Source organism: Candidatus Liberibacter solanacearum CLso-ZC1 (assembly GCF_000183665.1).
GTDB lineage: Bacteria > Pseudomonadota > Alphaproteobacteria > Rhizobiales > Rhizobiaceae > Liberibacter > Liberibacter solanacearum.
Genome location: NC_014774.1, coordinates 791,938 through 814,262, shown reverse-complemented (window position 1 = coordinate 814,262; position 22,325 = coordinate 791,938). Strand labels below are relative to the sequence as shown.

The window sequence follows — 22,325 nt, the reverse complement described above, 5'->3', positions numbered from 1 at the left end:
TACAAATATAATTGTGATTCGTATTGATTTTCTATATTTTGTATCGTATAAAATTAAAAAAATCCCTTCCTGAAAAGGAGGGGATAATATGTTTTTTTGGTTATATAATGAGGAATGATGATATCTAATATTGTATATAATAATTACTATTATTGCAATATATTTTAAGTATTATTATAATTTATTATTAAAAAATAAGCTTTTTTATTCTCTATTATTTGCAAATATATTTATTATAAAAAGCTATTAAAATAATTATTTACAACAACTTAATCTAAATTATTCTTTAATAATAATTTATAGATTGTTTAACTATGACACTAAAAACAACTATTACTATTTTATATTTTATAGTAGGATAATTTCAATATTTGATGTCGATAATTTTAAGTTTACTATTATTGAACTTTGGTGAAAAATATTTACGGAGACAGTTTTATGAATTGTGTAAAAAAAGACCATAGAAAATCTGCAAGAATATTTTCTAAGTTACTGTATAGTAGCTTGTTTTTAGGCTTTTTTTCATCTAGTGCGATGGCAGCAAATAACTCTTATGAGTATTATCCTCCTGCATTAAATTATCAATCATCTATACCAAAATGGAAAGGAAGCTATATTTCTGTAGATATGGCTAATGCCGCTTTGGTTGGTAAGGATTCAGTTGGTATCATCAGAGATAGAAGCGTTCACGCTGCTTTAAATAAGTTTACGTTTGGTTTTGATTCTCAAGAGGGAACTCTCGTTTATGGTGCTTCTATTGGATATGAAAATCATTTTACGAATGGTCAAATAGTTAATGCAGCTTTTCAGAACTCAGCAATATCTCTTATGCTACGGAGCGGTTTTACATTTGATAATGCAAATTCCTCTCTTTTCCAAAATACTGTTATTTATGGAGCAGTAGGAGTGCGTTTAAGAGATGTATCATCGTTGAAAAGTGTAGCTGATGTCTTAAAATTAGATTTAACTAAGTTGGATCAAGTATACGCTGTTGGTATTGAAAAGAAACTTGCTAGCATGTTATCTATGCACGCTGAATATCGTATCGTTGATTCGATTAATAGTGCGATGACTTTAAGCAACGCTAAAACTGGACGTATTGTTTATGGTCTTTCTTTACGATTCTAATGCCATCATAACCAATATTCTATTATAAAATAATAAAAGAATTCGACTTGTTGATGAATTTATCAATAAAAAATTATGATCCTTAGTCTTTATTATTTATAGGCTAGGGATCATTTTTTTGTCTTCGCTGCTTTTTAAAGAAGAAATTCTATCCAGAACTTCTTGTAAAATTAAAGATGCAGCGATTGAATCAACTTTTTGAGCGCGTTTTTTCCTTGATACATCCATATCTATCAAGATCTGTTGTGCCGACACTGTTGTAAGTCGCTCATCCCAAAAAATAAAAGGCACGTTAATTTCTCTATCAATCATATTTTGTACAAAAGCACGGGTAGATTGTACACGTGGACCTTCGGAACCATTCATATTCAATGGTAATCCAATGACAAAAGCCGCAATATTTTCTGTTGTAGCAAAAGAAAGTAATTCTAAAGCAGTTTGCGTAATTTTTTTTCTGATAAGAAATGGACGAGGATGAGCAAAACGTCTACCGAGATCAGAAATAGCAATGCCAATCTTCTTTGTTCCTAAATCGATTGATGCTATAGGTTGATTAGGTTTAAGAGACTTGACCAAGTCTTCGATAAGAAGTATTGACATGTAAATTGTCGCTTTCTTCGCTATAGTGTTTTAGAAGATTATTGAGTAAAATAATGAAACATTACGTACTTGTCGTGTTTTCAATGATTAATCAATATCCCTGAAGTTATAATGACATTTTTCGTCTATGGTAAGTAGAATTTATTTATGGTTTTTTTGCAACTATCGCTTTTTTCTTTTGGAGATAAGTGCTGATCTCTGTTAGTATTATCTTTAATTTCGGTTTAGCAAGGTATTTTCATATTAAGAGAAAATCATTCAGTAGAATTATAGGACATTTGAGATGAGGAGTTTGTGAGATGGTAATGGATGTAGTGGATGTCAAGCGTATTGCCCATCTTTCTCGTATATTGATAGAGGAAGAAGATATTCCGTTGCTTTTATCACGCTTTAACCAAACCTTGAGTGTTTTAAATAAGATTTCAGAAGTCAATGTTGATGGTGTAGAACCTATGACGTCTGTTCTTCCCATGAAAATGGTATTGCGTCCTGATATAGTTTGTGATGGCGGTAAAGTGGATTCTATACTATCCAATGCTCCCCATGTTGAGAATAATTTTTTTCTTGTCCCTAAGATTGTAGAGTAATGAAAGGCGTAATGGCACTTTTATAGGTTAATTTTAATAGAGGCTTTTTTTAAATGTCAGCATTAAACTGTATGAGTCTCTCAGAATCTAGAGATCGACTAAAAAACAAGGATATTTCTGCCGTAGAACTCATTGATGCACATATTCAAGCTATTGAAGATTATAATAGTAAGATGAATGCATATGTAGAAATAGTTGCACAAAAAGCACGTGCCTTTGCAATGAAGTCTGATGAGCGAATTGCAAGTGGTAACCTAAGAGATTTAGAAGGAATCCCTATCGGAGTTAAAGATTGCTTTGCCACTAAAGGTATTCATACACAGGCGTGTAGTCATATTCTTGATGGATTTAAACCTGAATATGAATCGACGGTTACGCAAAAATTATGGGATAATGGTGCCATCATGCTTGGCAAACTCAATATGGATGAGTTTGCTATGGGATCTTCTAATGAAACTTCCTATTACGGGCCTGTTGTTTCTCCTTGGAGAGCTGTGAATTCTACCGAAAAATTCACCCCTGGAGGATCTTCAGGAGGATCTTCAGCCGCTGTTTCTGGATTTTTATGTGCTGCTTCCATAGGGACAGATACGGGAGGATCTATTCGTCAACCAGCATCTTTTACCGGAACAGTTGGAATGAAACCAACGTATGGGAGATGTTCTCGTCTGGGTATTATTTCTTTTGCACCCTCTTTAGATCAAGCCGGAGTCATTACTCGTTCTGTGAGAGATGCAGCCATTTTATTAAAAGCGATTGCAGGATATGATAATCGTGATTCAACCTGTGTTGATTTGCCTGTTCCTGATTATGAATTATCAATTGGGCGTTCTATTAAAGGGATAACAGTAGGTATTCCCAAAGAATATCGCCTTGATCATCTTTCTCCTACAATTGAAAAAACATGGAAACAAGGCATTGCTTGGCTCAAAGATGCTGGTGCAAAAATTGTTGATATCTCTTTGCCACATACTCAGTATGCTCTGCCTGCTTATTATATTATTGCCCCAGCAGAAGCTTCTTCTAATCTTGCTCGTTATGATGGTGTTCGTTATGGTTTGCGTGTGGCAGGAAAAGACATTGTCGACATGTATGAGAAGACTCGTTCCGTTGGATTTGGTAAAGAAGCCAAACATCGTATTATGATTGGAACTTATGTTCTTTCTTCCCATTGTCACGATTCGCATTATTTACGAGCTCGTAAAATTCGTACTCTTATTAAACGTGATTTTACTGAAGTATTTAAGCAAGGAGTCGATGTTATTCTTACTCCCACTACACCAACATCGGCTTTTCCCCTTGGAAAAGAAGAAAATAATTCTGGCTCTATGGGGCATATCTATAACGATGTTTTTACCGTTGCTACTAACATGGCTGGATTACCTGCTATTTCTGTTCCTGCTGCTTTATGTGATAGAAAAATGCCCCTCGGTTTACAGTTAATAGGACAACCATTCCGTGAAGAAATGCTCTTTAGTGTTGGGCAAATTATAGAAAAGGAGGCAGGGTACTTTCGGCCTCACAAATGGTAAGTAGTAATAAGCGTGACTTTTAGTCGGTGTTTTATGGGAATAAGGTTTTTTTTATAGAGCAAACGTCTTTTCTTATTGAAGGATGGTATAAAAAATTTAGGATGGCTTATAAGTCGTGGTTTTGCTTTTTTAGTTGTTTTGCAATCATTTCTTTTTTAAAGGTTTATTATGGTCTCGGTTGATAATCATGTCTCTCCCTCAGGGTCTTTCATATCTGGCGCAACAGGTGATTGGGAAGTCGTCATTGGTATGGAGGTACATGCACAATTATCTGTTCGATCAAAGTTATTTTCCGGTGCATCGGTTGACTTTGGAGCTGCTCCTAATACGCAGGTTAGTTTTTTTGATGCAGCAATGCCAGGCATGTTGCCAATATTAAATAGTGATTGTGTTCGACAAGCCGTTATGACGGGTCTTAGTTTTAATGCTCATATTAATCAATACTCTGTGTTTGCGCGGAAAAATTATTTTTATCCAGATCTCCCTCAAGGATATCAAATTTCACAGCACAATGAACCTATTGTAGGGGAGGGCAAAGTTTCTGTTTCTCTTGGTCCGGATAAATCTGGTCAATTTAGAACAATAGAAGTGGGAATTGAGCGTATTCACCTCGAACAAGATGCAGGAAAATCTATTCATGATCAGTATGCATCTGTATCTTGTATTGATTTAAACCGTTCTGGAATAGCACTAATGGAAATAGTGACCAATCCAGATATGCGTTCTTCACTTGAAGCAAAAGCTTTTCTGACAAAATTACGCACTATACTGCGTTATTTAGGAACTTGTGATGGGAATATGGAAGAAGGTTCAATGCGCGCTGATGTGAACATTTCTGTTTGTCGTCCTGGTGATTCTTTCGGTACGCGCTGTGAAGTTAAAAATGTAAATTCTATTCGTTTTTTAGGTCAAGCTATAGAATATGAAGCACGTCGTCAGATTGCCATCCTTGAAGATGGAGGGCATATTATACAAGAAACTCGTTTATTTGATCATTCAAAAAATGAAACACGTTCGTTGCGTACTAAAGAAGATGCGCATGATTATCGTTATTTCGCTGATCCAGATTTACTTCCTTTGGAAATTGATGAAGATTTTATTCGTGAGATTAAGAAACAACTTCCTGAGCTGCCAGATGCAAAAAGAGAGCGTTTTATTACTGAGTTTGGTATTTCTCTCTATGATGCTTCTGTTTTAGTATCTGATAAATCAATTGCAGATTATTTTGAAAAATTAGCAGTCAATCGTGATAAAAAGATTGCAGCCAATTGGGTTATTAATGATCTTTTAGGAGGATTGAATAAATCAGCAAAAAACATAGAAGACACGCCCATTTCTCCTGATCAATTAGGGGAATTAATAGATTTAATTATTGATGGAACTATATCAGGGAAAATAGCAAAAGATATTTTCAATATATTGTGGGAAAAGGGAGGTCATCCTAAGCAAATCGTAGACGATCTTGGGTTGCGTCAAGTCACAAACATCTCTGCTATTGAACTTGCGGTTGATGAAGTTATTAACTCTAATCCAAGTAATGTGGCTCGTGTAGCCATTAAACCCAATTTAGTTGGATGGTTTGTTGGGCAGGTTATGAAAAATACTGGTGGAAAAGCTAATCCTGGTATTGTTCAAAAAATAGTAAAAGATAAATTAGGAATAAAATAGATAATCTACACTTCTGAATAGTCTGTTGTGTGCTCTTCTTCTGTTATAGGATGTAAAAATAATAAAATATTTATTGTGTTGAAGCTAATATTCAATTATTTTAACTATATTTTTAAATTATTTTTTAAAAAATTCCCTAATTGCTCTTGTAAGTACTCTTTATACCACTTATAGGGGATGTTGTTGTAGCAATTCTTCATTAATCATATATACGATTTGTTATTGCCTCTTTATTTTTAACAATAGCGGTAATTTTTCCGCTGTTAATTACAAAGAGCCAACATAACGTATTTAAAAAAAAGGAAAAAGCTATGGATCTTCAAACATGGATATCTTTTGCAATTTTTACTCTCCTCTTAACCAGTGCTCCTGGGGCAGGGTGTATTCTCACAATCAATCACTCTCTGCAGCATGGATGGAAACCAACAAGAGTGATGATCTTAGGTCAAGAAATTGCAGTATTGGTTCTTATGTTTTCAGTTACTTTAGGAGCAAAAGCTCTCGCCAATTTAACAAATACGATGTTGGTCATTAAATTTGTCGGAGTGGCTTGGCTCATCTATACTGCCTGGAGCGCATGGACTTCTCCTTTTAATGATCTGCCTGTAGACCAGATTCCTCTTGCTAGTGTATCGCATCGTTTTATTAAAGGCTTCGTTACAGATATTACGAACGGAAAAGCATGGGCATTTTTTATAGCGATGGTTCCTTCATATCTTAATATGGAGCATTCTATACTGCCGCAATCATTTATTTTATCATGCACTATGGCAGGTATTGATACTATTGTTCTTCTGTTCTACTCCATTCTTTGTAGCTATTTGAGACAATATTTCACTTCACCTTCTTTCGTAAAGATACAAAATCGTATATCTTCGGTTGTTTTGATGTTACTTGCATGGAAGATTGTTGTTTCTATTTAAAGCACTAACCCACTACCTTTTCTAATGATGTGATAAAAAATCATATTCATAATAGAAAAGGTAGGGTATTTCATTGAAAAGAGAAAAGGTTTTTTTATTTTTACCATAGGATTTTGGGTATAATTTCCATTATATGAGAATCATGTTTATTTTTCTATTTTTCCAATTCCACCATTTTTTTCCGACCATATCATTGGATTATCAAGAAAATATTGTACTTCATCCAAAATATCTTGATTAAATATTTTTAGGTTTGTTGCTACTTTCATAATATCGTTCCAGGTAGCGAGATAGTGAAGATTTATATCATTTTCGCGCAGGCGAACAGTAATATCAGGGAATATATCATAAAAAAATAATCCAATCCCGTTTTTAACGACACCACCAGATTTGCGAATAACCTGAACAAAATCAACCATTGAACCTCCTAAAGTAATCAAATCCTCTATAATCAGGATACGAGCTCCTTTAAAAATATGTCCTTCAATTTGAGATTTTCGGCCATGATTTTTTGTTTTTTTCCTGACATAAATCATGGGCAGACTTAAACGTTCAGCTAAGAATGCTGCAAATGGGATGCCGGCTGTCTCTCCACCAGCGATAATATCAATGGATTCAAATCCTATGTTTCGTAATACGATTGTTGTAGCAAAATTCATAATCGTTGATCTAACGCGTGCAAAAGAAATTAATTTTCGACAATCAATATATACAGGACTAACAATTCCTGAAGTGAGGCGATAGGGTTTTTCCGGAGAGAAGTTAACAGCTTTAATTTCAAAGAGCATTTTGGCTACTAATTCTGCCATAAATTTTGGTTCTGGAAAATCGCTAAAAATCACTATTAAAATCCTCTATGATATTATCAAACATCGCTTGTTGTTTCAGGTAGCATAAATTTAAAACTATCATTTTTAAATTAATTTTGATTCTTTTTTAATAAACCACTTCCCAATGTAATGGAAATGTTGGATCAAAAATCGTAATAGAACCCATTGAGGTTGTTATTTTTCTATCAAAAACAAGGGGTTTTTCGCGTCGTACTAAGGATATTTTTTCTGTATTGATTGAGACGCCATACCATTTTGCGCCATTGATACTGACAAAACTTTCTAGGTTTTCCAGCTTATTTTCTTCCTCAAAGACATGTGCAAGACAGTTAATAGCATTTTTTGCGGTATAAATACCAGCACAGCCAGACGATGACTCTTTAAAAGAATCTAAATGGGGGGCAGAATCAGTACCAAGAAAAAATCGTGGATTACCCGAAACAGCTGCTTTACGAAGAGCAAGGCGATGTTCCTCTCGTTTAGGGACTGGAAGACAGTAATAATGTGGATTAAGACCATTATGAAATATTGCATTTCTATTGATAATGAGATGATGGACAGTAATAGATCCGGCAATATTAGAAGAGTTTTCGACGTATTGAACGCCATTTAAAGTTGTTATATGCTCAAGAATAATTTTTAAGTTTGGTAGTTTTGTACGTAGAGGTTCTAAAATTCTATCTATAAAAGCTAATTCTCGATCAAATATATCAATGTTAGAATCGGGTATTTCACCATGAATACACAGGGGAATGCCTATTTTTTCCATTCTTTCAAGTACGGGCATTACACGATCAATATTATGTATACCATGATGAGAATTTGTTGTACTACCAGCGAAATATAATTTTACCGCTTGAATGAAGCCAGAATGAAATCCTTGTTCCACATCATCTGGATCTGTTGTCTCTGTCAGATATATAGTCATTAAAGGGGAAAAATTACATTGTGAGGGCAGGGAGTCTAAAATTCTCTGGCGATAAGCTCGTACATCAGAAGTTGTAATAATGGGGGGATTAGTATTGGGCATAATAAGAGCCCGTTTAAAATTCCGCACAGTATCCTTGATAATAATTTTTAATATTTCCCCATCGCGCAGATGAAGGTGCCAATCATCCGGAAAGGATAAGGAAATGTGTTGCATGTCTTTTTCAGATCCAAAGTATAACAAGTGATTTAATACATGAAAATAGCAATATCATCATCATAAAATGTTTTTATCGTATAATATTCATATATATCTATGATCGTATATTACTATCATAGATATATCAATCTTTTTCAACCCTTATACCAAACATCATTTTTGCTGTTTTGAAATGAATTCACTACTTTTTTCTTCATTTTTTTTGAGGATTGATTTTGCAAATTTATATGTTATTTTTGCTCCTTTAAGGGTATGTTTTTTAAAATTATAAAAATTTTTTTCCCATAATGAACATAATTCTGGTTTTTCATTACAAATATTACTTGCGTAACTAATAGTGCCACTCGTAAGACTAATAATGTCTTTTATTTCGGTCTCTGCATTTTGTTTTGTGTTTTCTAATGAATTTTCTGGATATAGATTAGAGATGACAATGAAGAATAGGGATATCCAAAAAACCTTTTTAAAAATAAAAAACATCTTTATTTACCACCCTGTGCATTTCATGTCTTTCCAAAGATAATTATTACTTTGAAATATAACTATTATCCTAATATAATAATAAAAAATTAATTATAAAAAAATTTTTTTGTAAAAATAAGGTTAATTTTTAATTAAAAGTCACATTTTTCGATTTAAATAGGTGTATTTAAAACATAGGATGTGTGAAATATATGAAAAGGTTTGTTGAATATAGAAAATATGGTTAAAATATCTCTTTACTTTTTTTATAGTATTTTATTCATTGATTCAATTTTTTTACAAATAAGTTTTTAATGATAAATTTGTTGAATGAATCAATCGCCTATATAAGATATGATTATAGGAATTGAAAAAAATGTTTGCAAAAAAATATGAAATCAGCTTTCTCAGTTTATGTTCAAAGATAATCTGGATTTTAGGAAAAATTATATCTCGTCATCCTACATTTGTATTGATGATGATAGGATACATTGTTATTTTTCTATGGATATTGTTCAATGCTTTATGGAATCAGAAAGGAAAACATCCTTCTCCTATTTTTACGACACGTCATTCTCAATCGAATCGCATTATTTTAGGGTCTAACCATAATTCAAAGGATTTTTTTCAAGAAAAAAGTATGACTTTTAAAGTCAAAAGAATGGGCGATCGGTACGATACAATCTTATTACATGATTCTTCTTCAGTAGAAAAAAACAAAAAACTATTAAAAAAAATACAAAAAAATTACGACAATATGGTTTTTACTACGGTCTCTGCGATGGTGTTTTAAATATCCAGACTATCGAAGCAATTTATTTTTTTCAAAGAATTCGTAATATTCCTGTTGACGGTATTCCTAATGATTCTCTTTTAAATACTTTGCGGAGTATGGATCAAGATGAGTTTCCTAAAAAATCATATCCTCATTCTTCTTCAAATGATTTTATTGCTTCTTTGATTAAAAATTCCAGACTTTAGGATTTTGACAACAATCTATAAAAATTTATACATAGGACTTTTAAGTAATGTATCTGTTGCCTAGTTGAAAATCATCTTTATTACTTTGTAAGTTAGGGCTATCAAGGGGATTGATCACCATAATTTCGGGAAAATTTTCCCTTATTATTTCTTCTTTATCGTGTGTGAATAGAAATTTTAAGTTAGGTCCTGCATCTAAAGTAAAATAAATAGGAATAGATTTTTGGCGCGCATTCCATACTCTTTGCATACCTTTGATTGTTTCTTCTTGCCAATATAAAATGGAAGGAGAAGCGGTGAGCATGGTTGCGTGCATTTTTAAGGCATTGTTTTCAGAAACTTCTCCAAGTTTGATAAAATCTTGATCAACAATTGCTTGTTTAATATGCGCAAAATCTACAGGAATTTGTTGATTCCATTGTGTAAAAAAAGGCGAACTATGACGTGTAATCTCCATTGCCTCACGAGATCCTATCTTTTTTTCTGTTTCGATAATATTTAAAAGTCCAATGCGTAAATCAGGCCATTGATTCTTTAATGGGATAGCAAAACTATCGATGCCATTTGGATCTGTTCCGCATATCCATTCACAAAATCCTCTATAGAAAGATCGGCAAGCGCTCCCTGATCCGAGGCGTGCAACACGTGAGAGCGTTTCGATGTGTTCTGGAAGAGAATAAAGTCGGAATAATGCTAAAGTTAATGCTGCAAAACCAGAAGCGGAAGAGGCTAATCCTGCTTTTGTTGGAATGTTATTAAAGGTTTCTATTAAAAAATAGACTTTTTCAAACTGACGGAAAAGATCGCAAAATTGAGTGGTTTTTTTAAAAAAATCACTCTGCGGAGAGACTTTTTGACCATTAAGAATGATACAATCCTCATTTGCATTGATAACCGTAATTTCGGTTAAAGTTCCGAGGCGTCCAAGACTTAAAGATAAAGAATTATTCAGTGGAAGATTTAATTTTTCATCTCTCTTTCCCCAGTATTTACATAATGCAATATTACTAGGAAGAAAGGCGCTCCCTTTTTTGTTGATTTGAGGGCTGCATTTACCCAGATAAATGCGTAGAATATGACGAAGTGATAGGGGCAATGTATATTCCTTTTGAATGCATACTACAATCTATTGACGGATAAAAAAGAAATTGTGATCTGGATTCTCCAAGAGCAATAACGCAGTCTCCTAATCCTGATCCTGAAATTTTAGCCGCCATAACAAGAGATTGTTCTCTTAGTCTCCAAACAATATCGGAGAGTGTTGGGTCAGATACTCCCAATGTTTCTAATAATCCCTGTTGTCGATTCATTGCTTGAGCTAATAATTTTATATTACCATCACGCAAAGCGTGCAAAGATATTTCGCTTAATTCTCCCATAAGCGCATAAATTGTTTGATTGATTTTTTTGATTGCAGGATATTCAATTTCTACTTGAGATATTTTGTTTAAAACCTGAGAAGTAGGCGTTTTATATCCTGAATAGACGAGATGAATAGGCAGATTATAAGAGACATGTTCTATACTGTACTCTGATAATTCTGACATACGATAAAAAATTAAGCCTCCATAGATAGAAGCAGCAAGATCTATGCCAGAAGCTTTTCCCTGTGTTTTCAAAACAATATCGTATGCTTTTTTGAAAATTTCTTCTTTTGGAGGTTTTTTTTGATATTGAAGTGTTAATAAAGCGGCTGTTATAGATGCTGTTATGGCAGCAGAAGAACCAAGACCCAATCGACAATCAATCTCAGAAGTTATCTCTAAGTCAAAACCAGATTCTGGTTTAATATACTCTAGTGCCGTTATAATAAAAGAAAATGAAGGATGAGACATAGGGAGATCAAGAGAACCACAATACTGACCCAATGATGAGTTGATATTAATGAGACGATCTTTACGCAATGTCAAACACAGAGAAATTCTCTTGTCTATAGCAAACACCAGTGCTGCTTGTCCATAGAGAACAGCATGCTCTCCCATCAAGACTATGCTGCCTGGCGCATTAACACGAATTTTCTGCAAGCATTGTCCCATTCTTTTCTCCTTTTATTTTATTACATGTATAACCATAAAGAATTGCTAATTCTTGTGGATTATAGCCTCCTACTAGAACAAGTCCGGCTTGCTCTCCTCGAACACTTCCAGCTCCTGAAATTTTTGCCGATCCTCCTTTATTTTCAATGGAGCGAATAAATCGAGCTACTGATTGAGGGACAACACCTATAGCCTGTAAAAGAGATTGATTTGTGCGTATGGAAGAATAAACTTTTTCCTCGTCTTGTTTTTGAACACCGTCCATCATCTGATTCGTAATAGCATTAAATTCGGTCCAGATATTGCTGTGTGAAAAGTATTGATCAACAAAAGAAACACATTCTCCTGTAGAACTTTCTGGCTTTCCCGTATTAATAGCCCACCATTCTCCGGGAAGATTTTCATGTTTAATGGTATGAGAAGGATTTACATACACGATTCCCCCTGTCACAATTGCAGTAGAATCAATAATTCCAGATTTTCCATGTTGAAGACGTTCAATATAACTTGTTTCGTCAATAAGTTTTTCTTTCTTTTGTAATGTTTTGCCTGTTATGGCACTCAAAGCGAGAGATAGCGCAGAAATAATGGCAGAAGAAGAGCCAAAACCGCCTCCAATAGGGATTTTCGAATCAAGATCCAATGATATTCCATGAGGAATATCACGAATATGACGATTAAAAATATAAAGAATAAGATCATCTATTTGGGTTAGAACAGATGTTATTAGAATATTTCCTGCTAAATAATCACTGTAACGTTGATCTATTTTTTGAGCAATCAAACGACATGTTTCAAAAGAATATTCAATGGGTTTTGGGTTTAAAATGCGGATGAGGGGGGATTCAATGATTGTGAGTGAGACCCTTAAATAAAGGGAAATTGTCATAGCCAGCGCTGATGCTCCGTATAAGGTGGAGTGTTCGCCGCTTAAAATGACCTTAGCTGGAGCAATGCTGATGGCTTTGGAATTGTTGAAAGTTTGTTTCTTCATAAATTCGTTTATGGTTTTTGATTGTTGCTAAACGAAATGGACCTGTTGTTGTATGAGGTATTGTACAATCTCCTTCAGCAGAAACAACAATATCTTGATGTAAATCGTAATATAGCTGATAAGTAATGGGAATACGAGAATTGATAATGTTTTGATGATGTTCCTTATGTGATTTTTTATGATAATCTTTTTGTATAATCCCTGAAAAAAATTCTGCTATACAACCAGAGCCATAACTGAAAAATCCTATTCGTTTTCCTGCCAAGTTTTGAGAACTATGATCTAGTAAAGAGATAAAAGAAAGGTATAAAGACGCGGTATAACTATTGCCAATGAGACGATTATAAATCATCGTTTTGCCAATGTGTTTTTCAATTTCAGAAGTAGAAATATTTTTTCCAACGGTTTTAGATAAATGAATATGAGCCTTTTCTGCCATGCGTGTAAAAGGTTGATGATAGCAAAAATATTGAAATTGACTAAAATCGTGACCATTGTTTTTCTGATAATCTTGCCATGCAGCTTTTAATGATTGCAAATAAATCTTTGTAGAGTATTTCCCGTCAACTAATGCCGTACTACGATAATTAGGGCGCCAAAAATCCATACAATCGCTTGTATAAATGCCCGTAGTATCTTCAATTTCTAAAATAGAGGCTTGGGATGAAACTAAAATAGCAACAGCGCCACATCCTTGAGTTGGTTCTCCAGATGATCCGAGATCGTAACGTGCTACATCAGAGGCGATAATTAATACTTTGCGTTGTGGAATTTTTGCTACTAATGCACACGCCATATGTAAAGCACAAGTCGCGCTATAACAAGCTTGTTTGAGCTCTACAACGCGACAGGCAGATTGAAGACCTAAAAGTTTATGTAACCATATACCAGCAGATTTAGATTGATCAATGCTACTTTCGGTAGCAAAAAAGAGAGTGCTGATTAAGTCTTTATCTTGATTTTTAATGATAGGAAGGGCAGCCGCCGCCGCCATGGTGACAATATCTTCATCAGGATGTAAGACACTCATTCGTTCTTGTCCAATACCGTGATAAAATTTTCCAATATCTACGCAATGTTTGTCTGCTATAACAGATAAATCAAGGTACTGATTAGTAGTGTAGAAAGAAATATCTTCAATTCCGATTGCCATGGATCACATACTCCGTTGATGTCGTACAAGAGATGTATTCAAGTATAACTCTTCAACACGTTTAATGCCTAGTAAAAACATTGATATGACGAACTCCTTACGAAGAGATTCTATTACACTAATAACTGATTCGGATGAATCCATTGCTGGTTTTAAAAAAGGTGAGGCAAGACCTCCGATCGAGGCTCCTAAAATAATAGATTTCAATATATCCATTCCATTACGGATTCCTCCACTAGAAATAAATTTTGCCTTTTTACAGTATGGACGAGCCATTTCTAAGGCATAAGGTGTTGGAATTCCCCAATCTTGAAAAAATATTCCAGCATTATCGGTGATATCGCGATGACTTTCGACACGACTCCAAGATGTTCCTCCTCGTCCAGCAAGATCAAAATAGCGAATACCTGCTTTTAATCCTAATTCTATATCCATAGGAGACATTCCACAGCCTACTTCTTTAAGAATAATAGGGATATCCATTTCTGATGATAACAGAGAAATCTTTGAACTCAAATTAGCAAAATTAGTATTACCATTGAGCTGGATGACTTCTTGCAATGGATTAAGGTGAAGAAACAGCCCGTCTGCTCCCAAAACATGAACGGCTTGATTTGCTTCTTTGATACCAAAGTTATAATTTAATTGAACTGCACCTAAATTAGAGATAAGAACCGTATGAGGAGCATATTGACGTAGTTCAAAACTTTTGACAGCTTGGGGATCAGTAAACATGACTCTTTGTGAGCCGACAGCCATAGCAACTTTTGTTTTTTCTGCTGCAATGGCTAAATTACGATTGATGCGCTGTATAAGTTTATGATTTCCTCCTGTCATCGAGGAAATAAGAAGAGGGAAGGATATTTTTTTTCCTAAAAAATCAACGGATGGATCAACATCATCAAGAGATATTTCTGGTAAAGCTCTATGCATAAGATGCCAATCATCAAAAAAATTTTTTTTGCGATCTATATGAGAATCTTTGCAGATGATGTTTATATGGTCGATTTTACGATCATTCACCATTTAAATGCATCCTTTCTAGGAGCAGATGTGCTTTCATAAGTTCCCCAGGATTAGTTTGAGCAGCAATGAGAGATAATTCTCCGCAGAGCACGGTTGCCGCACAAATAGCAGCAAGACGACGAGCATTTTCTCCATTTTTTCGTTTTTCAGTACATCCTAGTTCTGCTAGATTTTTCTTAGTAGCAGGAATATTTTTACCATTTCCCACGCATCCTAGAATTAAATTTGGAATCGTACAAGAAAAGTAAAGGGAATCATCCTGTAATTGAGCGTAGGTTAAACCTTGAGATCCTTCAACAATGTTAGCGGCATCTTGTCCTGTTGCCAAATAGTAAGCAAGCAACATATTGGCAAAATGAGCATTGGCTGAGCGTATACCTCCGGCTAAAAAAGTTCCTATCAAATTTTTATGCGTATTAAGGCGGACAATATTTTCTGGAGAAGTGCGTAAATATTTTTGGCATATTTGGCGATTGATGGTTATTTCTGCTACAAAATTTTTTCCTCTTCCCATTATGCCATTGATTGCGGTTGCTTTTTTATCGGAGCAAATATTTCCAGAAATAGATCCATAACGCAAATAAGTCCATTGTGATAGTATCCAAGTCATAACGGCATCAGCTGCTTTTGTTACCATGTTATGTCCCGAAGCGTCTCCTGTAGAAAACTCAAGGCGCAAGAAGAGAAGATTGGCTGCTATTTGGGAATGTAACTGAATAAAACGAGTAAATTGGCTTGTTTGTTCTACAATTTGTTCTATTTCTTTTTTTCTAATGGTTATTTCTTGGAGTGCTTTCAAGGCCATTTCAGCATGTTCTGTCTCGAAAAAAATAGAACGCGTCATGCGTTCATCAATAAGCGTCGCACGTATGCCATCTTGACAAAGCATTGATATATATGCACCTCTTTTAACGGAATTCCAAAGAGGAGATTCATATGTCGCAAGAGGGACGTTAACTTGATCTTGGACAACGTTTCCCGTTATTTTTATAGGCCCAATCCAACGCATGGGAACGGATATAGTGGATATTTTTTTCATATTTAAATTTTTCAATTACAAAAACATCTAATTTTATTACTCTGCAATCCTATAAATCAATGTTAATTTTTAATAGATTGTATTTATAAAAGTCTTCTTTTAGAATAGCGTTATTTTTTTATACATTTATATTTTTATCTATAAAAAAGTAGTTTTGGTTAATTTAGTGAATGACTACTGTAGCATAAATAAGAAATAATACGCAAAATAATATCTCTCTAACGGAAGAATTAGGGTGTAATACAGGTAAACAAAATCGCCAAGGACAGGGCCATAATAATGGTATGCCAGCTGGAGTGAGGATATCGGCGACAAGATGGCTTACATAACCAATAATCATCGCATCTTGAAAATCCTGATAAGGAATCAGTGTTGATGGGAAAAATTGATGGATGCATTCAACATATAAGATAACGGCCAGTATACTATGTGTAAAGCCTCTATGCTTTAATATATATGAAGTGAAAAAAGAAATAATTTTCAGATGCCTTGAGATGAAAGATTGAGAATGATCAATGTCTGGCAAAAGACAAGATAACAACGCTCCTAGAGCGATTATACCCCATTCACCCTCTGCAAGAGCAGGTGAAAAACTCACTTTTTTAGCAAGAATAACACTCGCTAACGCAAAGATACAATGTCCTTTAAAAGTCATAAAAACCACACATTCTCATTATTTCCTAAGAACGATTATGTCAAATCAATGAGCAAAATAAAAGAAATATTTATATTTTATAACGATGAGATGATTTGCTTTTTTTTGCTTTTATGGAGGCATATTTTTTGTCATAAAAGATTTTTTCCTATGGTATTTATGAGATATTTTCGCTAATATCCATGGGCCAGTTGGCTGGGTGACCGCGCTTTATTGGGATTATACCTGATTGGGTGAGGAAAGTCCGGGCTCCACGAAAACTCAACGCCGGATAACGTCCGGCAAAGGTGACTTTAGGGAAAGTGCCACAGAAAATATACCGCTTTTATAACAATAAAAGTAAGGGTGAAATGGCGAGGTAAGAGCTCACCGCGTTTCTGGTAACAGAAATGGCAGGGTAAACCCCGTTGGGAGCAAGACCAAATAGGGATAGCGCGGAGTAGCAATACTCCCGATTTGTTTTCGATCTAGCTATCCGGGTAGGTTGCATGAGGTGGTATGTAAATATCATCCTAGATGGATGGTTGCCATTTTCCTCTATGGAAATATACAGAACCCGGCTTATAGGCCAACTGGTATCGTTTTAAGTTTTCTTTTTGGGCTCTCAGTACTCTATAAAAATATTCTCAATGAGGGTAATGATCAATCTTAATTATTGATATTTACGTTATTATTTCATATTTTTGGGCTTATGGTAATCAAGTTGAATTTGAAATTTGTTGTCTGAAATATGTGAAATATACCTGCTATGCCGCTTTTTTCATGTCGTATTAGATCATCAACTTCAAATCTGATCATCTTTTTATGAACAGGATAACTTTGTTTATATGTTTGATCCTAACTATTGGAAAAAGAACCATAAATATTATCGTGAATAATTTCTTGGACATGAGAAGGATCATAGATTTCTATTAAAAATTGCGATACTTCGGATGGTTGATATCTTTCTGTGCGGGTAAAATCATGTGTTCGTCGATTGATAGTATAAAAAAGATGACAATTGTTTTTTGCACGCGTAATCCCCATGTATGCGAGTCGGCGTTCTCCTTCTAAATCGCCTTCGTTGAGTGAAAGTTGGTGGGGAAGAAGCCCTTGCTCCCATCCTGGAATAAAGACGGTATCAAATTCTAGTCCTTTAGCAGCATGTAAGGTCATGATTTGGAGGTAATTAGGATTAATGACAGAAGGACCTACACCCTCTCTGAGGGGGGCTTGGAGAATATAACTTGGCAAAGTTTCATATTGTTCTATTTTAGATATGAGTTCTTTTATGTTCTCAAGGCGCTCTTGCGATTTTTCTGAAGATTTATCATTTTTCCACATGGCAATATAACCGCTTTCTTCAAGGATCATCTGCGCAAGGTGCATAGGGTTTGTTTGATTGGTTAGACTATTCCAACGACGAATCTCATTAACAAAAGTATGCAATGATTTACGTATCTGAGGGCGAAATTCATTATTCTTAATGAGTTCTTCGCTGGCTTCAAGTAAAGATATTTGACGCTGGGCGGCATGATTTTGGATTTTTCTAAAGCTTTCTTTTCCTATTCCTCTCTTAGGAAGGTTGATGATACGCTTAAAATCTTGTTCATTATTTCCTTGACATATTAAGCGAAAATAAGCGAAGGAATCGCGAATTTCTTGGCGATCATAAAAACTTCCTCCTATTACTTTGTAGGGGATTTTTTCTTCAATGAACGCATCTTCAAATTTGCGTGTTTGCCAAGCTGTACGCACAAGAATAGCTATATTGTTTAAAGACATTCCTGTGTTTTGAATTTTCCTGATTTCTGTGATGATGGTTGATAATTCAGAAGTATCATTTTGACTGACATGTATTGTTACTTTGGAATCATCAGGGCAATGGCGTTTGGTAAATAGATTTTTATTAAATCGTTGTTTATTATGAGCAATAAGCTTGTTGGCTGTATTAAGAATATGAGAAGTTGAGCGATAATTTTGCTCAAGTTTAATTATACTAGCCTCTTTAAAATCTTTTTGAAAATTGATGATATGAGAAAATTGTGCTCCGCGCCATTCGTAAATACATTGATCTTCATCACCAACACAACAAATAGAAGCATTGTCTTGCTTATCTTCTTTTTGACACAATAATCGTAACAATAAATATTGTGCGGTATTAATATCTTGATATTCATCGACCATGATATAGGAAAGTTTTTGATGATAGTATTTTAAAATATGTGGATGATGTAATGCTTCTATGGCTTTTAAAATCAATCCACCAAAGTCACAGCTTTTTGTTTTTTGGAGATGATCGACATAATCAATGTAGATTTCTTTTGGAATTATTTCATCTTCAGATAAAGAAGATTCAGGAATATTTTCTGGATTCCAACCATGGTTTTGCCAATAATCGATTTTATCTGTAACCTGATAAATAGACCACTTTTTTTCGTCTATTTTGTTTTTTTTCAGTATTTCTTTGATAATTGTGCGACTATCACCTGAATCAAGAATAGTGAAATCAGTCGGAAGACCAACGACATTGCCATGTTGTCGTAATATGCTTGCACTAAAAGAATGAAAAGTTTGAATCTGGGGGATATGACCACTCAAACAAGCCAATCTATTTTTCATTTCTTGGATTGCTTGATTGGTAAAAGTCATAGCAAGAATTTTCGAAGCAGGGATTTTCTTCTGATAAATTAAATGCAACATACGGGCTATTAAAACTGTCGTTTTGCCAGTACCAGCCCCTGCCAATATGAGAAGAGGGTATTTATCAGTAAAGGTAATGGCGTGTACTTGTTGAGGATTTAATCCTTCAAGATAGTTGTGCGAATCGATGATATTAGCTGGTGAGATATTAAGAAAATAAGATTTTTTATCATCTTGCTGCACTGCGCCACCTATAACCATTTGAATATTACGTGGAAATCATTTTACAAAGATTTGATAAAAATACAAGAAATCAATATATATTATACATAGACGATAAGTTATAAGAGGCTAAAATAGAATATTTTGCTCATAATAAATAGGAATGGTTGGAATGATAAAAAGAACAGGTGCTTTAATGGTTGTAATGACTGCTTTGTCAGGGTGTTCTAATAAAGGCAATCATAAACTATTTTCAAAGAAATTAAATAATGAAAATAACATTATTCTCATTAAACCAAATTTTGGAAGTCATTTAGATAAAGCAGAAGACGAGTTGCGTATGCAATTGCAGGATGTGGATGTTAGTATTATTCGCAAGTATGATCAGATTACATGTCATATACCAGTGCATATAGCATTTTCGAGCGGTTCAATTTTGCACAAAGACATTGTACCCGTTTTAAATTCCATTGCCACTACTTTGAACAAATTTCCAAGTACAAAAATTGCAATTACTGGACATACGGATTCCATTGGAACATTAGAATACAACTTATTAATTTCACAGCAAAGGTCTCAAATTATTACTGATTATTTAATAGAGAAAGGTGTTTCTCCAGATAGATTTGCGCCTCCTCAAGGATTTGCTTACAAACGTCCCATTGATACGAATGATACTCAGGAAGGGCGTAAGAACAATCAACGTGTGGAAATAAACATATTTCCTTTTGATAGTAGGAAATAAAACAGTTATGGTTTGAATGGGATATGATATAAAATATTTAACTTTTTTATAAAAATATTTTTCTCAATAATTTACTTTTTCTGTTATTATTTTTCTACTCATCAGTCACTATAATCATAGTACAGTCCGTGTTAGGTTCCTTTAATAATACATCAATTGAATTTTTTTGTATGAGAATATTGAAGGAAGATTGCAATGTGATTTTTCATTCGTTTGTTGTTCCTTTTTTAAACAGGATTATCATTGTGCTTAGACGGATATTAATTAGTATGGTATTTTTATTATCTGTTCTATTGTTGGGCGCATTTTCGATTCCTTTTTTTATAAGTTGGACAGACTTTCAAGAAAAAATTGAACGCCAAGCATCTCTTTTTATAGGGAAAAAAATAGTAGTACGTGGAATTGAAGTTAGCATTTTACCTTTCCCTGCAATAGTTTTTAGAGATATTGGTATAGATCAAAGAGACAATGGTTCTTTTGAATCAAGAATAAAAAAAATATCAATTAATGTACATTTTTTCCCTCTTTTATTTGGTGAAATTCGCGTTTGTGATATGCATATTGATCGACCTTATGTTACTTTTTATCTCCCTAAAAATAAAGGCATGTTTAATGTTTCTAAAGAGAGTAATAAGGTCAATTCTTCTCATGAGAATAGTATCATGGCCATGATTCATAATATTGTTTTGGAAAAATCTCACATTGATGAGGGAAGGATTCAAATTATTGATCAAGAATCTGATAAATCATATTTTATATCAGGGCTTAATCTAGAAATATCCGCTAATATTTTAGATATTTCTTCTCCATTATCTATTAATTCTATCAAAGGATTTATAGGGGTAGAAGGGAGGGGAAAATATGAAGATAATAAGAGTTCATTTAAAATAATGGCTACTTTGCCAGCTCAAAATAATTCTTTTCCCTTAAAAGTACAGATTGCATCTCTCGATTATTCTATTGTTTTTGACTTTAATGGAAATTTTTTCTGGGATCAGAAAAATCCTATTTATACTGGTGTTTTTTCTGCATATGGTCATATATCCAAGTTATTGCCTCTAAAAATTCCTATCGAATGGTCTAAGGTTTCGGGGGATTTTGATTTTTCTGATTGGCATATGCGTATAGAGCACTATAAACTTCAATCAGGTTCTTTGCGTTCTTTAAAAGATAAAGATCAGTCTTCTGAACAGAAGAGAGATAAATAAAATTTTGCAGATGAAGAGGGTAATTCTCTAGTTTTATAAAGCTCAATCGTAATAGTTTTTTATGATAATAAGATCATAAATTTTTATATATTATGGATCATTTCCAGCAAAAATTTATTTTTTTCTAAAGGTATCTAATGATACCACCGAAGCCATCTTATTTTTTTTTGTTTCTTCTCTTTGTTATCCGTAGGCAATTTTTCTAACGAATCGGGAGATTGGTCCTTGTTGAAATTTTCAGGTAAACCTAAAACTTCCCCTTTTTTGTTTTCTAATTCTTCTTCTGCATCGTAAAGATGAACATCGAATTCTAATTCAAAATTGACAGATGGATCATAAAAACCTTGAATAGCATTGAAAGGAATAGAGAGAAGTTCTGGTACATTAGAAAAAGAAAGCCCCACTTCAAAATGGTTGTCAAAAACCTTAAGATCCCAAAACTGATTTTGAATGACTATTGTTATTTTTTCAGGATAGATTTTTTTAATATTTTGTGAGATGCGTACTCCTCGAGCATTCGTCGCAAAAGTTATATAAAAATGATGATCTCCTGGAAGGGATCCAATAGCTGCTGTTTCTGCAAGTACGGTTTTCACAAGACCCCGAAGCGCTTCTTTAGTTAAGATATCATAACGAATATGATCATGATTCATCGATTATTTATCCATTTAATAAAAACTCATTACTTAATGACTGAGGAGAGGAAATCTCATAGTATACTTTTGCCACAAAGTCATCTCTTATTTTTTAATGCAGTATATTTTTTT

At 34.0% G+C, this 22,325-nt stretch carries 22 protein-coding genes and 1 other RNA gene; 10 read left to right on the top strand and 13 right to left on the bottom strand.

From position 1 onward, the window contains the following. Window positions 1–438: 438 nt before the first annotated feature. On the top strand, window positions 439–1,128 hold the full coding sequence (locus tag CKC_RS03730) for a CLIBASIA_05150 family virulence factor (RefSeq protein ID WP_013462180.1): 690 nt from the start codon (window positions 439–441) through the stop codon (window positions 1,126–1,128). 96 nt (window positions 1,129–1,224) lie between these two features. Here CKC_RS03730 and ruvX read toward each other — a convergent pair whose 3' ends face one another. Continuing rightward, window positions 1,225–1,728, bottom strand: a complete 504-nt coding sequence (gene ruvX / locus CKC_RS03725; protein ID WP_013462179.1) for a Holliday junction resolvase RuvX — start codon at window positions 1,726–1,728, stop codon at window positions 1,225–1,227. Between the two features lie 299 nt (window positions 1,729–2,027). Here ruvX and gatC point away from each other — a divergent pair, with 299 nt between their 5' ends. From gatC to CKC_RS03705, 4 genes are all read left to right on the top strand, one after another. Continuing rightward, window positions 2,028–2,315, top strand: coding sequence for an Asp-tRNA(Asn)/Glu-tRNA(Gln) amidotransferase subunit GatC (gene gatC / locus CKC_RS03720; RefSeq protein WP_013462178.1), 288 nt, complete (start codon window positions 2,028–2,030; stop codon window positions 2,313–2,315). A 53-nt stretch (window positions 2,316–2,368) separates the two neighbouring features. After that, window positions 2,369–3,847: an Asp-tRNA(Asn)/Glu-tRNA(Gln) amidotransferase subunit GatA gene (gene gatA, locus CKC_RS03715; RefSeq protein WP_013462177.1), complete on the top strand. Its 1,479-nt coding sequence runs from the start codon at window positions 2,369–2,371 to the stop codon at window positions 3,845–3,847. A gap of 168 nt (window positions 3,848–4,015) precedes the next feature. Next, the gene (gene gatB / locus CKC_RS03710) at window positions 4,016–5,515 is read left to right on the top strand and encodes an Asp-tRNA(Asn)/Glu-tRNA(Gln) amidotransferase subunit GatB (protein WP_013462176.1); all 1,500 of its coding nucleotides are present in this window, start codon (window positions 4,016–4,018) and stop codon (window positions 5,513–5,515) included. Window positions 5,516–5,826: 311 nt separating this feature from the next. Next, the gene (locus CKC_RS03705; protein ID WP_013462175.1) at window positions 5,827–6,438 is read left to right on the top strand and encodes a LysE family translocator; all 612 of its coding nucleotides are present in this window, start codon (window positions 5,827–5,829) and stop codon (window positions 6,436–6,438) included. A 146-nt stretch (window positions 6,439–6,584) separates the two neighbouring features. Here the strand turns inward: CKC_RS03705 and CKC_RS03700 are convergent, their stop codons facing one another. From CKC_RS03700 to CKC_RS03690, 3 genes are all read right to left on the bottom strand, one after another. Further along, entirely contained in the window at window positions 6,585–7,247 is a 663-nt protein-coding gene (locus CKC_RS03700) for an orotate phosphoribosyltransferase (RefSeq protein WP_244392002.1), read from the bottom strand. Between the two features lie 127 nt (window positions 7,248–7,374). Beyond that, window positions 7,375–8,412 carry a dihydroorotase gene (pyrC, locus tag CKC_RS03695; protein WP_013462173.1) on the bottom strand — a complete coding sequence of 346 codons (1,038 nt, stop codon included), beginning with the start codon at window positions 8,410–8,412 and terminating at the stop codon, window positions 7,375–7,377. Window positions 8,413–8,568: 156 nt separating this feature from the next. Then, window positions 8,569–8,895, bottom strand: a complete 327-nt coding sequence (locus tag CKC_RS03690) for a DUF5330 domain-containing protein (RefSeq protein WP_013462172.1) — start codon at window positions 8,893–8,895, stop codon at window positions 8,569–8,571. A gap of 358 nt (window positions 8,896–9,253) precedes the next feature. Here CKC_RS03690 and CKC_RS03685 point away from each other — a divergent pair, with 358 nt between their 5' ends. Next, on the top strand, window positions 9,254–9,670 hold the full coding sequence (locus tag CKC_RS03685) for a hypothetical protein (protein ID WP_013462171.1): 417 nt from the start codon (window positions 9,254–9,256) through the stop codon (window positions 9,668–9,670). Then, window positions 9,604–9,858, top strand: a complete 255-nt coding sequence (locus tag CKC_RS06460; protein ID WP_080550993.1) for a peptidoglycan-binding domain-containing protein — start codon at window positions 9,604–9,606, stop codon at window positions 9,856–9,858. Before CKC_RS03685 ends, CKC_RS06460 begins: the two co-directional genes overlap by 67 nt. Window positions 9,859–9,898: 40 nt before the next feature. On the opposite strand, the gene mvaD is transcribed toward CKC_RS06460, so the two are convergent. The 7 genes from mvaD to CKC_RS03650 form a co-directional block, all read right to left on the bottom strand. Continuing rightward, window positions 9,899–10,954 carry a diphosphomevalonate decarboxylase gene (mvaD, locus tag CKC_RS03680; protein ID WP_013462170.1) on the bottom strand — a complete coding sequence of 352 codons (1,056 nt, stop codon included), beginning with the start codon at window positions 10,952–10,954 and terminating at the stop codon, window positions 9,899–9,901. Then, window positions 10,911–11,894 carry a mevalonate kinase gene (gene mvk, locus CKC_RS03675; RefSeq protein WP_013462169.1) on the bottom strand — a complete coding sequence of 328 codons (984 nt, stop codon included), beginning with the start codon at window positions 11,892–11,894 and terminating at the stop codon, window positions 10,911–10,913. Before mvk ends, mvaD begins: the two co-directional genes overlap by 44 nt. Next, on the bottom strand, window positions 11,863–12,888 hold the full coding sequence (locus tag CKC_RS03670) for a mevalonate kinase family protein (RefSeq protein ID WP_044054117.1): 1,026 nt from the start codon (window positions 12,886–12,888) through the stop codon (window positions 11,863–11,865). The genes mvk and CKC_RS03670 overlap by 32 nt, the downstream gene beginning before the upstream one ends. Further along, window positions 12,836–14,041, bottom strand: a complete 1,206-nt coding sequence (locus CKC_RS03665; RefSeq protein WP_013462167.1) for a hydroxymethylglutaryl-CoA synthase — start codon at window positions 14,039–14,041, stop codon at window positions 12,836–12,838. The genes CKC_RS03670 and CKC_RS03665 overlap by 53 nt, the downstream gene beginning before the upstream one ends. Before the next feature lie 3 nt (window positions 14,042–14,044). After that, on the bottom strand, window positions 14,045–15,067 hold the full coding sequence (gene fni / locus CKC_RS03660) for a type 2 isopentenyl-diphosphate Delta-isomerase (protein ID WP_013462166.1): 1,023 nt from the start codon (window positions 15,065–15,067) through the stop codon (window positions 14,045–14,047). Further along, window positions 15,057–16,106: a hydroxymethylglutaryl-CoA reductase gene (locus tag CKC_RS03655; protein ID WP_013462165.1), complete on the bottom strand. Its 1,050-nt coding sequence runs from the start codon at window positions 16,104–16,106 to the stop codon at window positions 15,057–15,059. The genes fni and CKC_RS03655 overlap by 11 nt, the downstream gene beginning before the upstream one ends. 163 nt (window positions 16,107–16,269) lie before the next feature. Next, entirely contained in the window at window positions 16,270–16,761 is a 492-nt protein-coding gene (locus CKC_RS03650) for a metal-dependent hydrolase (protein ID WP_044054324.1), read from the bottom strand. 187 nt (window positions 16,762–16,948) lie between these two features. Here CKC_RS03650 and rnpB point away from each other — a divergent pair. Continuing rightward, window positions 16,949–17,341: RNase P RNA component class A (gene rnpB / locus CKC_RS05865), an RNA gene on the top strand. A gap of 257 nt (window positions 17,342–17,598) precedes the next feature. Here rnpB and CKC_RS03645 read toward each other — a convergent pair. Beyond that, window positions 17,599–19,644 carry an ATP-dependent helicase gene (locus CKC_RS03645; RefSeq protein WP_013462163.1) on the bottom strand — a complete coding sequence of 682 codons (2,046 nt, stop codon included), beginning with the start codon at window positions 19,642–19,644 and terminating at the stop codon, window positions 17,599–17,601. A 133-nt stretch (window positions 19,645–19,777) separates the two neighbouring features. Between CKC_RS03645 and CKC_RS03640 the strand changes: the two genes are divergently transcribed. Together CKC_RS03640 and CKC_RS03635 are read left to right on the top strand one after the other, a co-directional pair. Further along, window positions 19,778–20,350: an OmpA family protein gene (locus tag CKC_RS03640; protein ID WP_013462162.1), complete on the top strand. Its 573-nt coding sequence runs from the start codon at window positions 19,778–19,780 to the stop codon at window positions 20,348–20,350. 269 nt (window positions 20,351–20,619) lie between these two features. Further along, a complete protein-coding gene (locus tag CKC_RS03635) occupies window positions 20,620–21,558 on the top strand; it encodes an AsmA family protein (RefSeq protein ID WP_158304001.1) in 939 nt (312 codons plus the stop codon). A 134-nt stretch (window positions 21,559–21,692) separates the two neighbouring features. Here CKC_RS03635 and CKC_RS03630 read toward each other — a convergent pair whose 3' ends face one another. Then, window positions 21,693–22,211, bottom strand: coding sequence for an SspB family protein (locus CKC_RS03630; protein WP_013462160.1), 519 nt, complete (start codon window positions 22,209–22,211; stop codon window positions 21,693–21,695). Window positions 22,212–22,325: the final 114 nt, after the last annotated feature.